13 protein-coding genes and 1 pseudogene are annotated in these 19,075 nt (G+C 59.1%); 6 read left to right on the top strand and 8 right to left on the bottom strand.

Annotated features, from left to right (window positions below; genetic code table 11):
* Positions 1–338: 338 nt before the first annotated feature.
* Together ACZ5KP_RS11715 and ACZ5KP_RS11710 are read right to left on the bottom strand one after the other, a co-directional pair.
* On the bottom strand, positions 339–725 hold the full coding sequence (locus ACZ5KP_RS11715) for a hypothetical protein (protein ID WP_460917810.1): 387 nt from the start codon (positions 723–725) through the stop codon (positions 339–341).
* A gap of 291 nt (positions 726–1,016) precedes the next feature.
* A pseudogene (locus tag ACZ5KP_RS11710) lies at positions 1,017–1,142 on the bottom strand (ArsR family transcriptional regulator); the annotation flags it as partial.
* A 316-nt stretch (positions 1,143–1,458) separates the two neighbouring features.
* Here ACZ5KP_RS11710 and ACZ5KP_RS11705 point away from each other — a divergent pair.
* Positions 1,459–3,549 carry a hypothetical protein gene (locus ACZ5KP_RS11705; RefSeq protein ID WP_460917809.1) on the top strand — a complete coding sequence of 697 codons (2,091 nt, stop codon included), beginning with the start codon at positions 1,459–1,461 and terminating at the stop codon, positions 3,547–3,549.
* Positions 3,550–3,615: 66 nt separating this feature from the next.
* Positions 3,616–4,110: a DUF8045 domain-containing protein gene (locus ACZ5KP_RS11700; RefSeq protein WP_460921040.1), complete on the top strand. Its 495-nt coding sequence runs from the start codon at positions 3,616–3,618 to the stop codon at positions 4,108–4,110.
* A 163-nt stretch (positions 4,111–4,273) separates the two neighbouring features.
* Here the strand turns inward: ACZ5KP_RS11700 and ACZ5KP_RS11695 are convergent, their stop codons facing one another.
* A complete protein-coding gene (locus tag ACZ5KP_RS11695) occupies positions 4,274–5,665 on the bottom strand; it encodes an ATP-binding protein (RefSeq protein ID WP_460917807.1) in 1,392 nt (463 codons plus the stop codon).
* A gap of 705 nt (positions 5,666–6,370) precedes the next feature.
* On the opposite strand from ACZ5KP_RS11695, the gene ACZ5KP_RS11690 reads away from it, so the two are divergent.
* Entirely contained in the window at positions 6,371–7,075 is a 705-nt protein-coding gene (locus ACZ5KP_RS11690) for a DUF7344 domain-containing protein (RefSeq protein WP_464761838.1), read from the top strand.
* Positions 7,076–7,621: 546 nt separating this feature from the next.
* Positions 7,622–8,578 carry a helix-turn-helix domain-containing protein gene (locus ACZ5KP_RS11685; protein ID WP_460917804.1) on the top strand — a complete coding sequence of 319 codons (957 nt, stop codon included), beginning with the start codon at positions 7,622–7,624 and terminating at the stop codon, positions 8,576–8,578.
* A gap of 128 nt (positions 8,579–8,706) precedes the next feature.
* On the opposite strand, the gene ACZ5KP_RS11680 is transcribed toward ACZ5KP_RS11685, so the two are convergent.
* On the bottom strand, positions 8,707–11,679 hold the full coding sequence (locus ACZ5KP_RS11680) for a DUF5789 family protein (RefSeq protein ID WP_460917803.1): 2,973 nt from the start codon (positions 11,677–11,679) through the stop codon (positions 8,707–8,709).
* Between the two features lie 108 nt (positions 11,680–11,787).
* On the bottom strand, positions 11,788–12,510 hold the full coding sequence (locus ACZ5KP_RS11675; RefSeq protein ID WP_460917801.1) for a hypothetical protein: 723 nt from the start codon (positions 12,508–12,510) through the stop codon (positions 11,788–11,790).
* 218 nt (positions 12,511–12,728) lie between these two features.
* On the opposite strand from ACZ5KP_RS11675, the gene ACZ5KP_RS11670 reads away from it, so the two are divergent.
* Together ACZ5KP_RS11670 and ACZ5KP_RS11665 are read left to right on the top strand one after the other, a co-directional pair.
* Entirely contained in the window at positions 12,729–14,090 is a 1,362-nt protein-coding gene (locus tag ACZ5KP_RS11670; protein ID WP_464761837.1) for an NAD-dependent succinate-semialdehyde dehydrogenase, read from the top strand.
* Positions 14,090–15,670 carry an acetolactate synthase large subunit gene (locus tag ACZ5KP_RS11665; RefSeq protein WP_464761836.1) on the top strand — a complete coding sequence of 527 codons (1,581 nt, stop codon included), beginning with the start codon at positions 14,090–14,092 and terminating at the stop codon, positions 15,668–15,670. Before ACZ5KP_RS11670 ends, ACZ5KP_RS11665 begins: the two co-directional genes overlap by 1 nt.
* Before the next feature lie 115 nt (positions 15,671–15,785).
* Here ACZ5KP_RS11665 and ACZ5KP_RS11660 read toward each other — a convergent pair whose 3' ends face one another.
* The 3 genes from ACZ5KP_RS11660 to secY are packed head-to-tail and all read right to left on the bottom strand — an operon-like array spanning position 15,786 to position 19,074.
* Entirely contained in the window at positions 15,786–16,835 is a 1,050-nt protein-coding gene (locus ACZ5KP_RS11660) for a tyrosine-type recombinase/integrase (protein WP_460921163.1), read from the bottom strand.
* 11 nt (positions 16,836–16,846) lie between these two features.
* Positions 16,847–17,578 (bottom strand): hypothetical protein, encoded by a 732-nt coding sequence (locus ACZ5KP_RS11655; RefSeq protein ID WP_460921165.1) that lies wholly within the window; start codon positions 17,576–17,578, stop codon positions 16,847–16,849.
* Between the two features lie 50 nt (positions 17,579–17,628).
* Complete coding sequence (gene secY / locus ACZ5KP_RS11650) at positions 17,629–19,074, bottom strand: preprotein translocase subunit SecY (RefSeq protein ID WP_460921167.1); 1,446 nt, start codon at positions 19,072–19,074, stop codon at positions 17,629–17,631.
* Position 19,075: the final 1 nt, after the last annotated feature.

Here is a 19,075-nt window from a genome sequence, read left to right as displayed (position 1 = left end):
CGAATTACTTAGCTCTGCTACCGTCAGCCACCGCCGACTCCCTTGGAAGAGTGCGCGGAAGGCAGTGGAGCGTTGCCTTTGCGAGCACAAACCCAGGTTGTACCTCCCGGCTAGTACCGGGATCCGGTCTGTGGGATGCGGACCGACGAAGGCGGCCTGACGATGACGGCCCGACGGCAAGACCTACCACTTCTACGCCGATCGGTGCCGGCGGGCGTTCGAGGAGGCCCTGGACGAGTACGTCGGGGTCGATCCGGACGCCGACGCGGCATCGGGCGGCCACGAGCACTACTGATCGATCTTCGGACCGCGGGTGACCGGTCCGGCGCCCAGCCCGCTCAGGAGGGCGTCCCAGTCTCTCCCTCGACGACGGCCCGCCGAGAGACCACCTCGATCGCCGTCTCGGCACCCATTGCTGTGCCACCCTCGACCGTCTCGACGCGGAGGACGACGTCTTCGGGGCTCGCACAGCGGCAGTTGACGAACTCCGCCCACTCCTCGCCGACGGCGACTGGCCCGGCGTGGGCCCACCGGAGATACCGACGGTAGGTGTCCTCGTTCATGTTTTCCGTAAGCCACTCGCTGTCGGCGATCCACCAGCTCTCGTCGTCCGGATCGGTTTCGGGCGCCCGGAAGGAGACGACGATCCGGTCGGCCTGGTCCTCGACCGTCGCGGGGTCGGTCGCCCGCGGCGTTCCAGCGTCTGCTGGCGTGTCGGTGGTCATCACGTGATCGTAGGGGCCCACACGACGTAAGGGTTGTGGACAATCCGTACAATACTAAAGTCGCTCCGTCGCGGCGCCCTCGTCCGCTCCGATCCGGCCGCCACGGCCTGCTGGCCGTGGAGGAGACCGGCGTCGGGACGGTCGCCTCGACGCCCATCCAGGAGGTCGTCGTGGCGATGGAGGCTGGCCCGGGGCCGATCGCCGACGTCCTGGAGTGCGTTCACCTCGATTCCGCGCCACCTGCTCGAGCGGGGTCGAGCCCCACGTTCGCACCTCACCCGCCGTCGCCGATCACGATTCCCGGTGAGCGCGCACGAACACACGTCGCAAGACGGTCAGAAGCACGTACGTCTCGTACTTCTGGTCCCGACAGTGGTCGCAGGGCTGCATCTTCTCCGTGATCGTCTCGATCGTCTCGCCGCACAATCAAAACTCAAGCGGCTGTTTATTTTGATCTTGATGGATTAGTTATGCTTTTGCGAGGATGTCGAGGTAAATAGACCTACTTCCATGCGTTATAATCCGGTACTGTAGTATAGATTATTTGATAATATTTCGCCGGCGTGATTACTCCTCGGGTCGTGAGGCGTATCGACAGCCAGCGACCCTAATTCTAGGGGGCTATATTATAGAACCCAAGCGCCGACTTATTTTGCTAACAGCAACTGTTGTCGTCAGCTGAATTGAGGGCAATCAGTTATTGCGTACCACGGCTTACAATTATCTATATCGAATGTACGACGGCCCTCCAATCGACCATACCGATGGCTCAGCTCCTGATCAGGCACCAGATGATGGTAGGTACATAGCGCCGACTGCCTATTCGCCGTTTCTAGAGAAGGATGGCGTTGACTCGGATGGACGGAATTATGGACCGATAGAACGCCGTGGAATCGACATCGAGATCTCTTCGCCCGTTGATGACGTTGAGAGGTTATACCGACGAACACATCTCACAGCTCAGTTTCACGCCGAGAATCGTGATTTCTGGAGTGATATATCTGAGTATGCGAATGATGGCGGGGTGCTCTATGATGAGGTTGTTCTGAATCTCTGCGAGGAGAAACTGGAACTTGAGGGGATTAATCCGGCGGCCCTTGATATCCCCGAACGCCGGCTGAAAACGCTCTTTCTGCGACTAGCCCGCGGGCTAAATGGGAGGGAACTGCATACGTATTTAACTGGTCCCAATCCTGCGGATTCTGTCGTTCATACGCTGCTTGGATACGAGGGGCCGGATACTATCCCCTCGTACAATGTCTTACAGCGTGAGTTCCGCGAGCTTAGCGAGGGCAACGAATTAGATCTGAATGCCTTCGAAGATGCGGTTACCAGGACGGTGTATGCGGTCTATCGAGCGGGAGTTGTTCCACCGGAAACAATCATAGAGTCGTACCGTTTTGATGCTGTTTCGCCGCCGCTAGATGAGAAGTCCGTCTCACGTGAGACGAAAAAAGAAGAGCTGCGGAATTGGGTGCGCCTCTTGCTAGACCACACGACCGACCCGCTGACCTTCGACCGCACTACCGAGAACGCTGAACATGACATGCGAGCGTTTGTCGGTGCTCTCGCTTCATCGGCACTATTTGACTGTGGCTTAGAAGAGATGAAAGATGTCTGTGATTGGGACTATCCCCGAGAGAATATCCCGGGGGGCGGCTGGCTCCACAACTACGTCCCTGAATCAGTATCGTCCGAATATGACTTGGGCGACTTTACTCCCGACGCAGATACCGATTCGGTACCATCAATCGAGACACAATTCGATGCGGTGCACACTCAGACGCTGGACTTAGCGAAGGAGTTTGGATTTTGGTCGCAGGCAGATTCAATCAATATTGGTGCTGATATGTTCCGCATCGATTGGACGGGAGAATCTCTTGAAGCCACAATCGGTCGTCCCCCGAAGGCTGACAACGAGGCAGTTACCGAGCAGTGGACCTTTCTCGTCGCCGGTGGCATTGACACAGAGAGCCGGTTTCTCCTCGGTGGCCGATTGGTGCCGACACGGGATGACTATCCGACGGCTCTTGACGAGATTCTATCGAACGCTTCCGACACCGTCGATATCGATTCGATTTTTATCGACAGCGAAAACGTCGGTGGAGAACTGATCAAGACAGTCCGAAGTTCCGCGGACGATTGGGTCATCAGCGCGCCCGACCATACTATCATCAAAGGGTTGAGACGGCTGACACCAAGCAACCACATTGGATTCGCGCAGGACGTGAAGTGGAACGTGGAGCCCAAGCCGAATGTTGTTACATACCCTTACGATGGCGATGATCCGGATCTTATCGAAATCAACCCTGACAAGGTGTTGACTGAAAATATCCAACATGAAGAAGACGGCGAAAAAATCGCCGTCCCACTTGCTACCAATGATGAAGAGGATACCAGAGTCCAGGGCCCCCTGGTGCCTGACGATTACATACCTATGCTGACTGAAGCATTTTCGGACGTGGCCGCTCAGGATGGAGTCGGCATAAATAAACACAAAACACATGCAACATATCTCACGGATCGGTCTCTACGGGATCGCTCGGGTTCCGGCGTTCGATTTCAGTATATGCAACGGTGGGCTATCGAATCGACTATCAACCAGATTGTGAATAATTTCATGCCGCACATTAAGAGCAAAGATGACAGAAAGCGTCTGTACGGTATGCACATCGCTATTCTGCTTTATAATTGGCACACCCTGATCAACCGGTGCCTTTCCCCACGCGGACTTCGGCTTGATGTGACCCATACCCAACTCCTCCAAGCAATTCGGGACGTTGCTTTTGAGCCAGCGGATTACGATGCGTTCTGGACGGAATAGAATGTGACTGTCCCGGGGTGGTGCCAGACCCAAGTGATTAACTTCATTTCATGTGGTGGTGCGACTATGAAGCTCTGCTACTATGCTGACGCCGATATCCGGGAGTGGCACGAGCATATACTGCGATTGTTGCGGGCGTTTCACGAAGACCACGGCATCGAGGTGGAAATCGATCGGATTGACGAACAACACGACCCGATACTGGAGTTCCCCGGCGAGGTCCGGTCTTCCACGCCAGAAGCCGTCTACGAACGTGACCTCAAACGGAATCGTGCTCTGAACCAGTCCATCGAGCCGACCCCTTCAGAGGGGTTCAAACGGTACGGGGAGCTCGACATCGCCGGCAACGTCGCGCTCGTCGACGACGCGGAGACCGTTCAGTGGGCGTCGACGCTGCCAGGCTATGCTGATGGCTACGGACCTGGTGTTGAAGACCAAACTGTGATGGACTTCCTCGAAGAAATCGCCACCGCTCCAAGCAACCGCTTCTGTGTCGAGTGTCTGCACCTGCTGGGCGGCGACGAACGCTTCTGTCCGAACTGTGGCTCAGAACTCCGGTAACGAACAGTAGTAGTCCCGCGATTCCGCAGCATCGATTTGCTTCTGCGTAACCGGGTACCTGCAGGCGCCTGCCGAGTGATTGGCAGCAACGCTTTGGGAAACAGAATCGAAAATGTCGGTGCTATTCTCTCGTCACCGGTCGAACCCACAGCTCACGACGCACCTACTGCGACGCGCCCGGATCAACGATCTGCTCAAGACCAAACAACTGCAGGTCATCGCGGTCGGCTGCCGAATCATGAACAGATTGCGTGAACCCGTTCCGCGCGAACAACGCATACTCGTGCTCAACGCCCGCACCATCGGACGACCATCGAATCTCCTCCGTGTGGGATTCGAGTGAGGCGAGCGCGCTGTAATCGAGTGGTGCAGTCGTGAACTTGCACTCGCCCGTCACCATCGTCCCGTTTGCGGTGAGTCCGACGACATCCACCTCGTGCTCGTTGTACCACCAGCGCCCGATGTCGGTGAACCTCTCCTCGGGATAGAGTGCAGGCAGGATATCCTGACACCGTGTTTCGAACGCCGGACTCACGAAATCCGCTAGTTCCGGTTCGATAACCGTCTCGTACGCATCGTTTCCCAACCGCTCGTACCGGTCTTCGTTTCCGTAGACGAACCGGAACCAAAACCGGAACAACGGGTCGAGAATCCGGTACCGCCCGCGCCGAGACTTCGTCTTATTCTCCGTCACCGGCACCTCCCGTTCGACTAGCCGTAGCCGCTCCAGTTTCTGCGTATACGTCGAAATCTGCTTGCTCTCGATCCCGACTGTTTGCGCGATTTCATTCGACGTCGTGTTCCCCGCCGCAATGGCTTTCAGGATGGCAAAGTACCGATTCGGTTCGGTTAGCTCGGTTCGAAGCACGTACTCTGGCTCGTCGTGCAGGAACCCCTGCCGTGACAGCAGCGACTGCTGGATGACTGTTCCGAGATCATTGTCCAAATCGACGCCGTCCAGATAGTATGGCGTCCCGCCAAACACACCCCACGCGAGCAGCAGTTGTTCCGGAGTATAGTTCTCGGGGAAGAATGTTCGAGCGTCAGTGAAATCGAGTTGGCGCAGATCGAGTTTCTCGGTGAACCGGCCGTACAGTGGACTGTTCCCGAGGAGCGTCGCCTCCTCCATCATACTGATCGAAGATCCCACGAGTATGAGCGTCACGCCCGTTTCACGCAGTTCCTGATCCCACAGTCGCTGAATCACCGACGGGAGGCTTTCGTCGGCGTCAATCAGGTATGGGAATTCGTCTAACACGATGACTGCGTCCTGCTCGGCGAGATATCCAAGTAGCACTTCCCACTCGTTCTCGATTCGGTTGATCCCCGGGAACGACTCCGCCGCCGCGTCTACGAATGCGTCGAGTTGGACATGTCGAGTTGTTTCTGTAGCTTGGTACAGGACGGCGTCATCGCGGTCCGCCAGCGATTCTCGGACGAGTTCAGTCTTCCCGAGACGACGACGCCCGAAAATCACAACCATGTCTGCGTCACCCGACTCGTAACAATCTCGAAGCCGACTGAGTTCGTCCGTCCGATCCACGAATTGCTCCATACCCTGTGATTGGTAGCAAGACACAAAAAAGGCCCGAATAGACTAATCCAGATTAGGCTAATTGATAATTGACTATCTGAATATAGTCTCCTAGATGAGTAATGGTGACAGAAGAAGCGGTTATCTTCCTGCTGGCACCCTCGCTATCGAACGCGATCTCACCACCAATCAATACCTCAGCTACACGGCGCAAAAGTCTTCCACAGTACGTCTCCCGCCAAATTTCGACTCTTCCCACTACTCGCCTCGACACTCCCAATACTTCACCGCAACATACATCGAATCCTTCATGATCCAGAGACGGTCTCGTTCGTCGCGTAAAATCACCTGCTTGCAAGCCGCTGAGGGGGTACTCGCAGCAACTATCAACGCGTCCAATGGCGGGGATGGGGCTTGCAATCCGGGACACACACACACACATCGATCCCAACCGAGACACAGGGAGGGCCGAATAAGACACGCTGATTGAGAGCAGTCAGGAGCGACTTACAGTACGACCATTTCGCGGAACTGACTGGGCCGCCCACCACGCATCGCTGGCATCCTGACGGGCTCCTTGTGGTTCTGGACGATCTCCCCGGCTGAGCCCGCATCGTCGGTATCGCAGTTCGTCCCGAAGAGTAACTTTACCAATGTTTTTTGTGGTTGATGAGTGCGATCTGAGTAGCGCGGCTCGCCCACAGACAAGTGGGCCCCGGAGTCGAATTGGACCTCGTCCGGGGCGCCGTGCCGCCAACCATGACGGCAGAGCACAATACCAATAGCAGGAGTGATAACTCTGGTGAACAGCTGGAGGACCCTGCACCGACTACGGCGAACACAGAACCGGTTCTCAGATATCTCCAGGAGCACGAGCGTCCTGCCTCGCGGGCGGAGTTGATCACCGAGTTCGGCTACTCCGCGGCGACGATAGACCGGGCTCTGGATGCCCTTGAGGAGCGCGACGTCGTCGCCATCGATCGTGGCGAGGCCCACGACCTCGTGCAGGTCTCCGACGCCGACGAGACGATCGCCACGGCCTCCCAGGAGCAGGGGCCGGTGGTTGCTGGCACGATCGATCTACGCCCGCTGATCGCTTTCGACATCCTCGGATCGCGGCGCAGGCGGGAATTCCTTCGCCTCTTGGCCTCCGACGAGTTGTTCGACGATCCCCGAGGACACACGATCGTCCATCTGGGCGGCGCGCTCGCCGCCAGAGAAATCGGAATCGACGTTCGGGATGTGTCGGTCCAACAGCGTAGCGCCCGTGCGGCGGAACTCAAAGATCGCCACCTACCGCTGTTCGATGACTACGACGTCGTCGAGTGGGACCGCGACACCGGCCGAGTCCGCGCGACCGACACCCTCGAACAACTCGTCGAGATCTTGGACGCGCTCGGTGAGGAGTTCGACTTCGTACCGAGAGAATGACTTCTCTCTATCAATTTTCGCCGACATTCCTGTCATGCGTACACAAGTTATTTTCGATAGTGAATTGGCTATGGATAAAATAGTCGTGCGGTCGTTATTGGAACGACGCTACGAGTACGACCATGGTGTGCCTGGGTTGGGAAGGGAACATTAAGCGACGATGACCACGAGTGGTGCGACGACACTCAGGAAATCCGTGCAATACTCTTCGCTACTTGCTCTGGGCAACCTCCCGTGTTGGCTTATTCAGCCAGTACTCGTCCCACTCTCTGTAGACGTGGCTGATTCAATCGCCGGTTTGCACGACGGCTCGCTGTCGCGCTCACGAAGTCGATTGCCACGAGTTTCGGCAGTCTATCTGAATCTTGACCGTTCTAACGTTGTCCCGTTCTGCTCAGCCCTGAATTTCTTCTTCAGGACTAGGGTTCTGGCGGCCACTTGTGTCCTTTCAGGTTGATGAGGGTATCACTCCGGCTGACCTTCCGCCGCTGTGTAAACCAAAATGTAGAAAGTCGTTTAACTGTTGAGACAATATAGTTAACAAGAATGGTTACGAAGGCCGGGCTCGCTATTCTGGACGTGCTGAGCTCCGGGCGAGACGCAACTGCCCAAGAGTTGGCCACAGAAACCGGTTATAGTCGTAAACAGGTCTACCGCGTCGTCGACGACTTACTCGACAATGGGGTACTGCGCGAATCCCGAGCGCAGCACAACCAGCGTATCGTGCGCGCCACTGACGATCCCGTTGTTGAAGCGTACCGACATCTGAAATCGAATCTCGGGCAAGTGGACTGGGTAGACCTCCTCTCACCCGCCACGATACAGGTCTGCTGGTACCTCGATGAACCACGCCGCATCACCACAATCGCTGACCGATTAGGAATCACGCGACAGGCCGTCCACAAGGCCATCTCCCCACTAAAGAACCGCGCAATGCTCACTCCGGCTGGCCCAGAGTACGCCCTCGCTGACGACCTCCACCCATTACTCGAATTCACCAACACCATCGTCAGGCACGAGCACCACAATCGCGCTCGGCGGCTGGCACCAAGCGCCACGATCACGTGGTGTGACCCGAAACGCGCACTCGTCCAAGTGCAGAGCTCCGAAGACACGGACAGACTCCAGGAAGCCGATGACTGGGATGTAACCGGATTAGCGAAGTTCCAAGCGTACGGCCTGCAGTTCTTCCTCGCAGGAGAACCCGCCTTCTGGTACGCCCCAGACGATGATCTCACCCCTGCGGATGTCGTTTGCCATACACTCGCCCTCGACGCGGACTCCCGACGCGTGAGCTACGCGATGCTCCTCATTGAGCAGGAACGAATCGAACAGAAATTACTCACCGAGACTGCGACCTGGTACGGTCTGGATTCAACGATATCCCGAATGTATCGTCTGATAGACGAGGGCACTGACGGCACCGATGAGATGGAGACGGGAAGTCCCTTGCCGAGCGCTCACGAATACGCGATGCTGAAAGACCAATACGAAGTCGCATAAATGGCTGTCTTCAGTGGCGAGGATGCCCTCAGGTCGTTTCTGCTGAGTTTGACGAGCGGCTCTCAGAATCGGGGGACGTGCACTTTCTTGGGGACAGTTAGTTGACGGAGACCTATCTCTCAAACGATTTATCGAACGAGTGCTGCAAGTCTTCGTTCGACGATTTCGGATGGCCATGACGACTCTACTGTCTCGCGTTCAACGCCGAAGGTTTCCACCGCCCGATTGACGGAGTTCGTTGAGTGCTGCTGCTGCTCAAAAATGTACGAGTAGGCGGTTACCTGGAGCTCGTACCGACGTTGGGTCTCTGGTGTTTGGTCTGTCAGCGTGATCTTCACGTCGTCGACGTACCGTTCCCCGGAGGGCATTTCGACGACGAAATCGCACGTTCCGTGGATCTCGATTTCGACGTCGTCGATGGTGACGAGGCCGTCGATCGGTTTTTCGACGGTCACGTTTTCGGCCTGCTGGATCCGACTCCACAAGTCGGAGGTAAGGAAGTCGTCTAAGACCTCCTCCCTGAAGAACGCGAACAGACCGTCGCGTTCGTTGTCGTCGATTCGTGGAGCGTGGCCGTCCACGACATCGTCGAAGAGGGACCGAACCTCGTTCCCTGGGGAATGGAGTGCTCGTTCCGGCATCTCGCGTTTGACGAGTGTGGTGAGGACTTCGTGAAGGCAGGACCCGACGTCGTCTGGCCCCAATTTATCGAACTGTAGGGGGACGTGATCAGGAACGTCGTTGGCATCGGTGTGCAGGGGGTTCCCCAGGAGGTGGTTGAGTACCTGTTCGTCGAGATTTTCGGTGAGCGGGTACAGTGTTGACGGGTTGGTGAATCGTGGCACCCAGGGGACGAGTTCGGCGCGACGCGGTGGATTGACGGCGACGTCGACGTCGCGTGATGTGGATGAGTTCGTCCATGCTCCTTGGAGTGCGACGTCGTTGACGCCGACGTCGAACGAGGCGTCGTTCGTCTCGGCGTCTGGATCAACGGTGTACGTCCCTGTCTCGTCACCGGTGAAGTTGAGGCCGTCTCGAATCGTGTCGAGCCATCTGTCACGAGGTTGGGGTTCTCCGGGTAAGGACTGTGGGAGTGGTACGACGAGATGGTCCTGTGCACGGGTGAGTGAGACGTAGAGCAGTCGCCATGCCTCAGCTCGCTCGTTTGCTGCAACTCGTGTGAGTCGTTCAGGGCCGACGAGCGACGTCGAGTCCGCGGATTTGGCGACGTCGTCGGACCAATATCCTGTGGCCCAGCGAAGTCCGACGTCGCGGCTACGCGTGTCTTCCGGATCGTAGAGGCCGTTGAGGACCGTTGGGAGTGTAACGTCGGAAGGGATGTCGGTGTTTGTCGGCGGGGCGAGCCCGGCGATGTTTCCTTGCGTGATGAAGCGTTTGGCGTGTGGACCGTGGGCCCAGAGGTCGAATCCGGGATTCGCCACGACGATGACGTCGTCTTGATCGCCTTTCGAGTCGTGTACTGTGCGAAATTCGATGTCATGATTCGTGTCGGCGGTGCTCGGTTCGTTCGGTCCCATGTACGGGTCTTCTCTGAACGGGGCGAGTAATTCGGCGAGTTCACGAGGAGTGAGCTGTTCGTCTCCTTCCCATTCACCGATCGTCTCGATGAGGGCGTCGAGATTGGCGACTCGTTGTGCAGGATCGACGTCGAAACATCCACACGGATCTGCTCGGAGGGCGAGCGTCTCGATGACATCCTCTACATATGTTCTCGCTGGACGCGAGAGGCAGTCGCCGCGCCATTCGCGGAGTTCGACGAGCCCTTCGAGCACGTGCTGGTGATCGGCCGTGAGGTCGCCGTTGTCGAGAACGGCGTCAATGTCCCAGTTATTGGTCTCGAATACGTTTTCGAGAGAATCGATACCGAGATTCGACTCGGCGATGAGGCCACGCGTTCGCTCGGCGTCAGCTGGTGCGACGAGCCATTCACAGACGTCGAGAACTGTCTTGACGACGTCGCATTCGAAGAGGTGTTCACTGGCGTTCCGAACGTTGAGCCCCTCCTCTTCGAACGCTTCTTCGTACGCATCCATTTTCGAGGACCACCGGAACAATACGGTGATCCCGAGAGGGTCACCGTCATCGTCGGTGAACGTCCCATCTGCGAGCCCCTTGGAGAGGAGCGTCGCCAGCGTCGTTGCTTCCCCACGACCTTCGTGAGGTTTGACCCAGGTGTAAGAATCTGGGTTCGAAGCCACGGGGTCGAAGGCAGCGATGTGAACGTTAGAGTGTCCAGTCGGATCTCGTGCAGCATCGAGGCCCGGGTACTGGACGTCCAGCTCTCCGAGATCCCCGCGTGCCGGATCAGTGAGGGCTGCCTCAGAGATTTCGTTGATCGCTTTGGCGATGTCGGGGACGCTCCGATACGTGGTCTTGGCGGTCCGGTGCTCGTGGACGTCCCAGTCGATCCCGAGATACTTCCCGGCGGTCGTTGCTGTCCCGAAGAGGGTTGGTTCAGCGTGCCTCCACAGGTAGACGCTCTGGAGGAGGTCACCGGCTGCGAACACTCGCGTACGAGGCGTGACCAGGTGGGAGAGAGCAGCGTGCTGAATCGACGAGACATCTTGAGCCTCGTCGATGATCAAGCTCTGAATGCGAGTCTGGTACCGTTGTCTGGCTCGAGTTCGATGAGCCTCATCGACGTCGTCGATGCGTCCGTCGAAATACGCGTCCACGAGGTACGCCACGTCCGTGTGCGAGACGACTCCTTGATCGCGGATGGTTCGTCGATACGCCCGCCGATACGCTTCGAGCACGGCGCAGAAGTCCTCGATGCGGGCACTCCAGTCGTCGTAGAGCCGAGAATCAGCGTCACTGATCGTGCTTCGTTCATCGTCACCGATGTTGTCGTAGATTCTAGCGTCGACATCTGTTCCCACGTAGCGATCAACTGCAGCAACGACGTCGTCGACCGATTCGAACGTCTCGTCCCCGCCGGTGAGGATCTCGTCGATCGTCTCGGAATCGTCGTCGTCTGGAGCGTCGACGGTCGCATCGCCGATTCGATCGAGCACCGACGCTCGATCGACCGGGAACTCGAACTCGTCGTCGAGGAACTCGTGTAGGTGTGGAGGTCTCATCGTATCTCGTCCCCGTGGGTGCGGGACGCCTGGCCCCTTTCGACGGGGACCGTCCGCGAAGGTCCAAGCACCCACTTGATACGGGAGCAACACCCAAAACGCTGCCCCTCAGGTTCGTTGGAGACGGTGTTCGCGCTCGATGTCCTGCAGCTGTGGAATCAGTTCCGAGTCCGCTACCACGTGGATGATATAGCGCGGGACGTTCTGTGTCGTCCGGGCCATGAACGGCTCACCCCAGAAACTCAAGAGTGCGTCCGTCTCCTCGTGTTCCGTCCCGCGAAGGATGAACGAGACGTTCTCGTCGAGGTCGCGCCAGACGGGTTCCTTCACCGTATCCGCACCGCTGCACTCACGCACCTTCGGCTTGACCTGGGTCTTCCAGCGCTCACGTTCACTCTCGTCGAGAATGAACTGGATCGAGTCGACGTTCGGATTTTCGATCGGAGGTCGAAGCAACGCATCGAACAGATCCTGTGGAACGAACATTAGCAGACAGACGTTGAACCAGATCATGTCGCCACGGGCACCCTGACCGAACTGCGTACTCCGCGATCTAAGCTCTCCTGGGCCGATGAGTTCGAGGTCAGGAGCATCCAAACTGGCACGGATATCTTCGACGGTGCGTTCGGTGTGAGCGACGGAGTCTGAGAGATTCTCCGTCTCCGATTCACGTCTGAGATGGCTGATGAACAGGAACGCCATGAGAACAAGCGTGATCTGCAACAGTACGGCTTCGTCCACGATGTGCAAGAAGTGGAGCACGAGCGCGAGCACCGCTGCCACAATGCCCGCGACAGCCTCCCACTCGATGTCCCTGATTTGCCACCTCATATCGTTTGCATCCTTGTCACGGGGTTCTGGCTAAAGAACCATTACTCTGTTCGGTCACGCGATGGATCCCATTGCGATTCCTGGTTCTTCTGACGAGATGCCCTCAGGTCCGGTGATTCGGCGTCGGCGTTCGAGTGCACGTCTCACCTCTCGACACGGCGTCCAGAAGCGGATTCGTCTGAACGTTCATACGTCTCTACCCCGACGCTCTAGGCCCCATGGATGTCGTCGACCCTTCCACCGGCGAGCGGATCGAAACGTACGAGGAACACTCCGAAGGCGAGGTCGCAGCGGCGCTAGAGAAAGCGGCCGAGCGGTTCGAGGACTGGCGCGACCGCTCGATCCGTGACCGCGAGCAGCTGCTCGCGTCCGCGGGCGAGGTGCTCCGCGAGAACAAACGCGAGTACGCGGAGACGATGACGCGGGAGATGGGCAAGCCGATCACGCAAGCGATCGCGGAGGTCGAGAAGTGCGCCTGGGCCTGTGATCACTACGCCGAGCACGCCAGCGCGTATCTCGAGCCCGACCACCACCCGAGCCCGCCTGGAACGACGGTCAAGACCGAGTACGAGCCGCTCGGGCCGGTCCTGGCGGTGATGCCCTGGAACTTCCCGTTCTGGCAGGTGTTCCGGTTCGCCGCCCCCTACACCGTGGCCGGGAACGTCGGACTGTTGAAACACGCCTCGAACGTGCCCGGGTGTGCACTCGCCATCGAGGAGGTGTTCCGCGAGGCCGGCTACCCCGAGGGCGTGTTCCAGTCGCTGCTGATCCCCTCCGACCGCGTCGAGGGCGTCCTCGAGGACGATCGCGTCCGGGCGGCGACCCTGACCGGGAGCGGGCCGGCAGGACGGTCCGTCGCCGCGACGGCCGGCGAGCAGCTCAAGAAGACGGTGCTGGAGCTCGGCGGGAGCGACCCGTTCGTCGTCCTCGACGACGCCGACGTTCCCGCTGCGGCCGAGACCGGCGCGTGGGCGCGCAACCAGAACGGCGGCCAGTCCTGCATCGCCGCGAAACGGTTCGTCGTCCACACCGACATCTACGACGAGTTCCTCGACGCGTTCGTCGACGAGATCGAGTCGCTCGCGGTCGGCGATCCGACCGAAGATGACACCGACGTCGGCCCGCAGGCCCGGGCCGGCCTCATGGAGGAGCTCCACGGCCAGGTCGAGGACAGCGTCGCTGCCGGGGCGACCGTCGTCACGGGCGGCGAGCCCATGGACCGCGAGGGCGCGTTCTACCCACCAACCGTGGTGACCGACGTTCCGCCTGGCTGTCCCGTCGACGACGAGGAGACGTTCGGTCCCGTCGCCGCGGTCTACGAGGTGGGCGACGAGGCCGAGGCAGTCAGGAAGGCCAACGACACGCAGTACGGGCTCGGGGCGAGCGTCTGGACCGAAGACCGCGAGCGGGGCGAGCGAGTCGCCGGTCGCATCGACGCCGGCTGCGTCTACGTGAACCAGCTCGTCAAGTCCGATCCGCGGGTCCCCTTCGGCGGCGTCGGCGACTCGGGCTACGGCCGCGAGCTCGCCGAGCCGGGGATCACGGAGTTCGTCAACCGCAAGACGGTGTGGGTGGAGTGATGAAGGCCTCCGACTTGCTGGTCGCCGCGCTCGAACGCGAGGGCGTCGATCACGTGTTCGGCGTTCCGGGCGAGGAGCTGGAGGATCTCCTCTTCTCGATCCGGGACTCCACGGTCACCTTCGTCCCGGTCCGCCACGAGCAGGGCGCGGCGTTCATGGCCGACGTCCACGGCCGCCTGACCGGCGACGCGGGCGTGTGCCTCGGGACGCTCGGCCCGGGCGCGACGAACCTCCTGACGGGCGTCGCCGACGCCCACCTGGACAAGAGCCCGCTGGTCGCGATCACCGGGCAAGGCGGGCTCGAACGCCTCCACCAGGAGAGCCACCAGGCCATCGACGTGCTGCGGACGTTCGGACCGGTCACCAAGTGGAACACGCAACTGGACAGCCCTGACATCGTCCACGAGTCCGTCCGGAAGGCGTTCAAGCTCGCCGAGTACGAGAAACCCGGCGCGACGCACCTGGAGCTCCCCGAGGACGTCGCGAGCGAGGAGACCACTGCGCGGCCCCTCGAACCCCGGGGCCGCATTCGGTTCGCCGCGCCCGATCACGACACGCTCGATCGGGTGCAGGACCTCCTGGCGGCTGCGGATCGCCCGATCCTGATCGCCGGCAACGGCGCCGTCCGGACCCAGGCCGCGGCGCAACTCCGGACGTTCGTCGAGGCGACCGACGTCCCCGTCGTCTCGACGTACATGGGGAAGGGCGCGGTGTCGGACGCCGACGAGCGATCGCTGCTGACGCTCGGCTCCGGCACCGACGGCGAGGCGGCACAGGCCATCTCGCGGGCGGACCTCGTCGTCACCGTCGGCTACGACGTCGCCGAACACGACCCCGCGGACTGGAACGACGGGAGCACCCCGCTGGTCCACGTCGACAGCGAACCCGCGGAGGTGTACGAGGCCTACGACCCCGACGTCGAGGTGATCGCCGATAGCGGCCGGACGCTCGAGGCGCTGACCGACTGGCATCGCTCCGCCGACGCGTCCTTCGAGACGGGGTGGTACGACGACCTCCGAGAGCGGATCGTCGAGGGGATCGACCGGAGCCCGCGGGCGAGTGCACCGTTCACCCTCGAAGGGGTCCTCCCCGTGCTGCGCGAGGCGATGGCCGACGAGGACGTGCTCGTGTCGGACGTCGGCAACCACAAGATGGCCATCGCACAGCGGTTCCCGACGTACGAGCCGAACACCTGCATCATCTCGAACGGGCTCGCGTCGATGGGCATCGCGGTCCCGGGCGGGCTCGCTGCGGACCTGGCGGTCGACTCGAACGTCGTCGCGGCGACCGGCGACGGCGGCTTCCTCATGAACGCCGCCGAGATCGAGACCGCGACCCGGACCGGCTGTGGGTTCACCATCGTCGTCTTCAACGACGACGATTACGGGTTGATCTCGAAGAAGCAGCGCGATCACACGGGGGAGTCCTTCGGAACGGGACTCACGAACCCCGATTTCGTGACCTTCGCGGAGAGCTTCGGTATCGAGGGGTACCGGCCCGAGACGCGGGCCGAACTCGAGACGGCGCTCACCTCGGCGGTCGGCGGAGACATGTCGCTCATCGAAGTGCCGATCGCGTGAGCATGGTTTCCAGTCCAGAGAAATTGAGCCGAAATCTATTGAAACAGAGGAGGATACCGAGTCAACAGTGGGATTTCTCACCCGGTTGCTACGCCAATAAATGGTTGAACCAGTTTTATATCGCGTCGAAGTATGATGACCGGGCAACGTCCCAATCAGTGTCAACGTATGTGATCGTTGTTTCGAGCTTCGCGTGACCGGCCATCATGCGGATGAAATTCAAATCCAGGTCCGTTTCATTCGCGAGGTACGTGATTCGGCTATGGCGAAGACGGTGGGCAGTATACAAATGCTGCTGGACCGACCCATCGGGCTTTCGTACCAGAGGCTCCTGAATACCAGCGTTAAATGCAGCGTCTTTCACGATCCGACTGATAGTACTTGGTTCCAGCTGACTCCCCCTGTCGCCAATGAACAGGTACGGCGATGATTGATCCGGATCGGCTTCAGAGCGCTTTGATTCCCACCGACGCATCAAGTAATCTAAATTCGGTTCCCACCAGATATGCCTGTAGTACAGGTCTGGATGATCGTCCCGATTGAGTTTCGCTGAGCGGAGTTCAATATCTCTGTCGTCCCACGTGATATTGTCTAAACGGAGTCGGCTCAATTCGCCGCTTCGGACTGCTGTCTGCCAGAGTAACCGGCATATCAACTCATTTCTGGTCTGGGTGAACTCCTTTTTCCCCGGTACATGATCAAATATCGGCTTGAGGTTGTCGAATGATGGCGCAACGATGTCTTTTCGACCTTCCCTATCGAGGATTCGATAATAATCGCTCGTATTTTTTATATTATGATCTCTTCGGAGGTTAATGTCGGCTGTGGGGTTTTCAATATCAGCATCTATCTGCGGATCGGTGGAGACAAAGTGGTAGTACTTTGAGACAGAGGCGAAGCGGCGAGTGATTGTTGTTTCTGCGAAATCTTCCCGAATCAGATCTCGGATATAGGCGTTTACAGAGTTCCCGTCAGCATTTAGCGGATCCAAATCGCTCTCCTGGCACCAGTATAGCCAAGCTTGGACACCCGCTTTCAAACGATCAACTGTTGATTGTTTCTCCACCGAGGATGTAACCCACCCACTGTAATCAGTGAAGAATTCTTTATACTCCGCAGTGAGATCCTGGGTAGAATCAAACTGTCCCTTGTTGTTTCTTTCCATGGTTATCCCACCTAGTTGCTTTTGTTGAATAGATCGGCAGTTTCACCGGTTCCTTGTTCTTCGAGAAAATCGAAGTCGGGACTTGCGTCCGGATCGCGGACGAACCATCTCCGCTCCCCTTCATCAACCACACTCTCTACAAGCATCCCTGTGTCAGACTGCTCAAGAAATATCAGAGCCTGACGCACGTGATGAACGGGTTCCTCAAGAGCATCGGCAAGGTCCTCCGGACGCCCAGTAATCTTCGCTCTAATGCTCCCCACAGGATTCGTCACGTTATTGGACTTCACCTCTTGTTCGTATTCCTCCGGAATGTCGTTCAGATCAACCGATAGGGATCGCTGCAGGGGAGGAAATTGAATTTCGCTTTGCAGACGGGGGAGCAAGTCGTGACAGTTATTGGCCAATTTGATGAGCTCGTCGCGAGAGAATTCAGTGTCCGAATCTGCGTTTGATTGCAACGATAGGTCGTTGATTTGCTGTTCAACGACCGAAAGCCGATCATTGACCTCGGAAATCCCCTCTTCTAATCCTGCGGTATCGATTTCCGTGTTCGCCTGGTGTTTCTCCTCCAAGACCCACGTATCGTCGATCGTGTTGGAGACGGCGTCTTTGATCAGATCAGTTAGATTTCCGTGATGGTGCTCATCAGCATATTCGAGCCACTCTTTCTTCTTTCGAGGATCAATCCTGATCCTGATGTGCGGAGAAATATCCTCTAATTCGTCGTCCTCGGATGACATGGGGAGCCGTTTGTGGCCCCCCACAATAAGTGTTCAGGCTGTGTTCACAGTCAGCCGAACATCTGGCGCATCATCGGATGCATCTCCATCAACTGCTCTTCGGCGATCTCTTCGTAGAGCTTGTAGGTGATGGAGACAGTCAGCAGCAGGCCAGTGCCGGAGACGCCACCGATCGCGCCGAGCATATTGGCCATGACCGCGAGCAGCCCGACGAGGGCGCCGCCGATGACAGTCACGTGCGGGATGTACCGCTCCATGACTTTCTCGACGACGCCGACGTCCTGCCGGAACCCGGGGATCTGCATCCCGGAGTTCTGGATCTGCTGGGCCGTCGCCTCCGGCCCCATGTCCGTCGTCTCGACCCAGAAGATCGCGAAGATCGCGCCGCCGACCACCATGAACGTGAGGTCGACGCCGACGCGAATCATGATCTGCCAGGATTCGATCCCGGCGGGCGTCAGACCGGCGAACCACATCCAGTCGCCCGGGTTGTAGATCGGCGCGAGATAGTACATGAGCCCGCCGACGGGGTTGCCGTCGCTGGTGTAAACGCCCAGCCAGGACGGCATCATCCCCTGTCGGTTCAGCAGCTGGCCGAAGAACTGCACGTTCGCCTGCAGCGCGCGAACGAGGATCATCGGCAGGACGCTCGCGTAGATGAGCTTGACCGGGAACCGTCCCCGGGCACCCTTCACGCGAGCGTGGGAGAGGGGAATCTCCACGCGGACGGACTCCGCGTAGACGACCACGACGAAGATGAAGATCGTCGTCGCGAGCGCCAGCAGATTCCCCGGTTGGAGTAGCAGGCTCATCAGCCCGCCGCCGCCGACGATCGGCCCGATCTGCGTGCGGCCGGTGATGATGTCGAACCAGTTGGCGAAGAACCCGCCGTCGAGGCTGAGGAACCCGCCGACGAGCCGCTGGCTGACGCCGGCGATAATGAACAGCCCGACCCCGCTCCCGACGCCCCACTTCGAGACGATCTCGTCGAGGTAGAGGATGAGGAGCCCACCGATGAAGATCTGGGTGACCAGCAGTAGCTCGATCACGCCGGTGCTAACCCCCAGCTGGGCGGCGACGCCCTGATCAGGCCGGATGAAGCCGGCGTAGACCATCGGGATCGCCGTCAACAGCGTGACGATCACCACGAGCAGCTTCTGGAGCCCCTGGTAGAGCACCTGATCCCGTGGGTCGTCGGTGTCGAGCCCGAGGAGGTTCGCACCGCCCAGTAGCTGGAGTACGATCGAGGCCGTGACGATCGGACCGATCCCGACCTGCAGGATCGATCCCTGCGCACCGGCGAGGACGGTTCGGAACTGCCCGAACGCGTCCGTGCTGTCGGACATTCCCCACAGGAAGACGTTCGTGAGGAAGAAGTACAGTACGAGCACGGACGCGGTCCACGCCAGCTTCCGCTTGAAGGGGACGTGCGAGTCCGGTCGACGGACGACCGGCATCCGCGCGAGCACCGGTTCGGCGACCTCCTTCCAGCCCATT

The sequence above is a fragment of the Salinarchaeum chitinilyticum genome, assembly GCF_055390775.1.
Note: the sequence above shows the minus strand (reverse complement) of the source record. Positions and strands in the feature narration are given on the sequence as shown.